We start from the raw sequence: 3,781 nt of genomic DNA, 5'->3' as shown, positions 1-3,781 counted from the left end.
GTATATGGAATACTACAATAATGAAAGAATAAAATTGAGACTCAACGGTATGTCACCTGTTTTATACAGAAAGGCATTCGAACAGGCTCACAGTTATTAACCCGTCCAACTTTTTGGGTTCATTTCAGTCAGTGTCCTAATATAATAGTTTGGAATTGGTTCAAGGGCAGCGACAAATAGCGGTCGCTGCTTTTTCTTTTGGCAGAAAATCGCGGAAAAGCCAGTGCCTTATCTCACTGTGGATGATTTGGACAATGCAACATTTGATTTGTTCCGGAGATATGCAAAGCTGAGCAGACGAATGGAAGAGGCTGACTTGCAGGATGACAACAAGGGACTGCTTGAGAAATTGCGTCTTTATGAAGGCTCGTATCTGAAACGTGCTGCTGCATTGTTGTTCCATCCCGACCCTGAGAAATATGTAACAGGAGCGTTCGTGAAAATCGGTTTCTTCAGAGAGGATGCCGACTTGGTGTATCAGGACGAGATACATGGCAACCTGTTCCAGCAGATACATAAACTGATGGACTTGCTTTGCACAAAATATCTTAAGGCGGTAATAACATACGAGGGCATTCAGCGCATCGAGACCTTCCCGATGCCGCGAGAGGCATTGAGGGAAGCATTGCTAAACGCTTGCATTAACAAGGATTATTCTGACACGTCGCCCATACAAATCAGAGTGACTGACAATATGCTTCAGATTGTCAACGGTGGGGTTCTTCCCGACGGTTGGACAGTAGATACATTGTTGTCATCGCATCGCAGTATGCCCTACAATCCCGACATAGCCAACACATTCTTCCGTGCTGGCGAAGTGGAGGCGTGGGGTAGGGGCATTGAGCGCATCATCAAGGGCTGCAATGAAGATGGCTTCTCAATGGTGGATTTCCGCTACGATGCCTGCGGACTTTGGATAACATTCAGGTACCAGTATCCTGCCAGGGTAGTTGGAAATACGGAAAACGTCCATGAAACCACCTTGGTAGGGCATGAAAACTACCAAGAAAACTACCAAGAAAACTACCAAGAAAACTACCAAGAAAACATCTAGTATACAAGATGAAATAATAAATTATCTTCAGAAGAACCCTTATGCTACAGTAAAAGAAGTGCAGATGCAATTCAAAAGTATGACGATAGATGGAATTCAGTACAACATTAATCGTCTTAAATCAATGGGGCTCTTAAAAAGAATAGGACCTGACAAGGGTGGATATTGGCAAATAATACTTTGGTCGATATTCCTCGTGATTATGTGGAACTGGATTGTAGGGAAGAGGGAAAAGTGAATCTTTCTGTAATCCATGTGATATGTGACGCTTGGGGGTTATTGGATGGAGTTGAGAGAAGCCAAATTATTTCAAATAATCCGAGAAAAGTTTGGAAGAATGGAAAATAGTTCGTACCTTTGTGGCGTGAATATAACCTAAATATATAAGATTTATGCGTGGATTGAAGTTTGTTGTGATAATGGCGTTATCACTTTTCGCCACAACATTTGTTAATGCCAACGACTATGAAGAGGATTTCCGTGGAGGACGGCGTATTGACTTGTGGAATGTGGACAATATGCCCAACAGCCGAAATATGCAGCTGAGGGATTCGGTGGTTAATCATCGTATATGGCAAATCGGTATGCCGAGGTTGTATGTTTACCAACCTTGTTCGGATAACCGTACGAATACAGCGGTAATCCTGATTCCTGGAGGTGGATATGCAAAGCAGGCTTATGAGGCTGCAGGTATCACTATGGCCCAATGGCTCAATAGTATAGGTGTCACTGCATTTGTCCTGCTGCATAGATTGCCTACATCACCCGACCTTATCGAGCGTGAGAAGGCACCGCTGCAGGATGCACAAAGAGCCGTGAGATACGTAAGGGCTCATGCGTCGGAGTATGGAGTGGAGAAGATTGGAGTGATGGGATGTAGCGCAGGAGGGCATCTGGCAGCTTGCGTTTCCACAATCGTAGAAGATGTCAGCAATGTTGGCGATTCGATTGACGGTTACTCATTCCGTCCGGATTTTTCAATCCTGATAAGTCCTGTGATAACAATGGTAGATGAACTGACGAATAAAGGGTCGCGAAATGCACTGTTAGGCGAAAAACCTTGCAATGATATGGTGGAGAGATATTCTATGGAAAAACAGGTGACTAAAGATAATCCCCCGATGCTCTTTATTCATGCTTCTGACGACAGGGCAGTATCGCCGATGAACAGCGTAATGATGTATAGTGCCTTGATTGACAAGGGAGTAAAACAGTCCTCATTGCATATATTTCCTTTTGGCAAACATGCTATTGCAATGCGCCGGCAACCAGGAACAACTGCCATGTGGCCCGAGATTGCAGAGGGATGGATGAAGGAAATAGGTTGTTTGTCTAATGAAAAGTGATTGATAATACATAAAAAACTGACAATTATGAGAAATGTAATTCTGGTAGCTGCAGTACTGTTGATGAATGCAGCCTGCGCACAAAAGAACACAAAGGCGGGAAATGAGTCGATACCGGCAACCTCCATCACATGTATAGAGGACAAGGAGGGAGGAACAATGCAACCGCACAAGTTATACCCCGAGGTACCCGACTCGCTGTGGAATGCGCTATCGCTGCAAGATGGAGTGCCTTCGGCCATGAATTGCTTCCTGTTGCAGACGGAGGGGAAAAACATATTGCTTGATGCCGGACTTGGAGCGCCCTTCAGCAGACTCATGCCTAAGTTGAAGGAACTGGGAGTGAAGCCCGAGGAACTCCCATTGGTATATATCACTCATCTTCATCCCGACCATATCGGCGGATTGCTGAAAGACGGCAAGGTGACATTCCCCAATGCCAATGTATATGTCAACCGTGTGGAGGCTGAAGCATGGCTTGCCATGGATGGTGACAAGGGAAAATTGGCTAAAGCTGTTCTTGGGGCATACAAGGACCACTTGCACCTCTTCGAGGCTGGAGATACTCTCGAAGGAGGAGTAGTGAGCATTGAGGCTTATGGGCATACTCCAGGGCACACTGTTTTTCAGAAGGACAGCATTCTCGTGATTGCCGACCTCATACATGGAGCGGCTCTTCAATTGAAGTATCCCGAATATTGTCCGACATACGACATGGATGCCAAGGCCGCACGCGAATCACGCCTGCGTATATTGAAATATGCACGCGAGAAGAAGCTCAAGATGTATGGCATGCACATGCCTATGCCGGAGAACTAAAAGAATACTATTACTCTCGGTGTATCACACTGCCACTGGCCTGATGTGTGGCGAGTATCAACACCTCTGCTATCTGAACATGGGCAGGGGCACTGGCTTGGTGGCGGCATTGCGGTCGCGCACGTCGAAGCACAGAGTCAGCACTTCCGTAGGCAGTTCTGCCTTGAGTTGGGCAAGCTTTCCGGCATTGCGTCCAGTGATGATGAGGTTATATCCACCCTCGGCGAATTTGCGTGCACAAGCTTCACCTATTCCGCTTGTAGCACCGGTAATCAATGCAATCTTTTTCATTCTTGTTTATATTTTTTGTTATGTGGATGCAAAGTTACGTGATTTTTTGTATGACAAAAGAAATAGGCGAAAAAATGTGGAATTAGTGTGAATAATCAGGAAAAAGTTTGGAGGAATAGAAAATAGTTCGTATCTTTGCGGCAAATTTGCGACATGAAGTCGTACAGATAATTGTTCTTTGAAACTAATGAACCTCTTATTCCGTTAAGAGCAGCCTACCGAAGCGTGCGTAGTTGGCAACGACTGGGTGCGAAGCCTTCGGGACAATATG

The 3,781-nt window shown here is 45.3% G+C and carries 4 protein-coding genes and 1 pseudogene; 4 read left to right on the top strand and 1 reads right to left on the bottom strand.

Translation table 11 applies throughout. The features are described from left to right. Nucleotides 1-4 precede the first annotated feature (4 nt). The 4 genes from CIK99_RS16110 (at nt 5) to CIK99_RS12045 (ending at nt 3,219) form a co-directional block, all read left to right on the top strand. On the top strand, nt 5-100 hold the full coding sequence (locus CIK99_RS16110) for an IS3 family transposase (RefSeq protein WP_094381746.1): 96 nt from the start codon (nt 5-7) through the stop codon (nt 98-100). Between the two features lie 201 nt (nt 101-301). Then, the gene (locus tag CIK99_RS12055; RefSeq protein ID WP_254047802.1) at nt 302-1,054 is read left to right on the top strand and encodes an ATP-binding protein; all 753 of its coding nucleotides are present in this window, start codon (nt 302-304) and stop codon (nt 1,052-1,054) included. Between the two features lie 392 nt (nt 1,055-1,446). Beyond that, nucleotides 1,447-2,400 (top strand): alpha/beta hydrolase, encoded by a 954-nt coding sequence (locus CIK99_RS12050; RefSeq protein ID WP_254047801.1) that lies wholly within the window; start codon nt 1,447-1,449, stop codon nt 2,398-2,400. Nucleotides 2,401-2,427: 27 nt separating this feature from the next. Continuing rightward, nucleotides 2,428-3,219: an MBL fold metallo-hydrolase gene (locus CIK99_RS12045; RefSeq protein ID WP_094381747.1), complete on the top strand. Its 792-nt coding sequence runs from the start codon at nt 2,428-2,430 to the stop codon at nt 3,217-3,219. 90 nt (nt 3,220-3,309) lie between these two features. Here CIK99_RS12045 and CIK99_RS12040 read toward each other — a convergent pair. Beyond that, nucleotides 3,310-3,510 (bottom strand): annotated as a pseudogene (locus CIK99_RS12040) (SDR family NAD(P)-dependent oxidoreductase); the annotation flags it as partial. Nucleotides 3,511-3,781: the final 271 nt, after the last annotated feature.

This window comes from Prevotella sp. P5-92 (genome assembly GCF_002251245.1).
Taxonomy (GTDB): domain Bacteria; phylum Bacteroidota; class Bacteroidia; order Bacteroidales; family Bacteroidaceae; genus Prevotella.
Note: the sequence above shows the minus strand (reverse complement) of the source record. Positions and strands in the feature narration are given on the sequence as shown.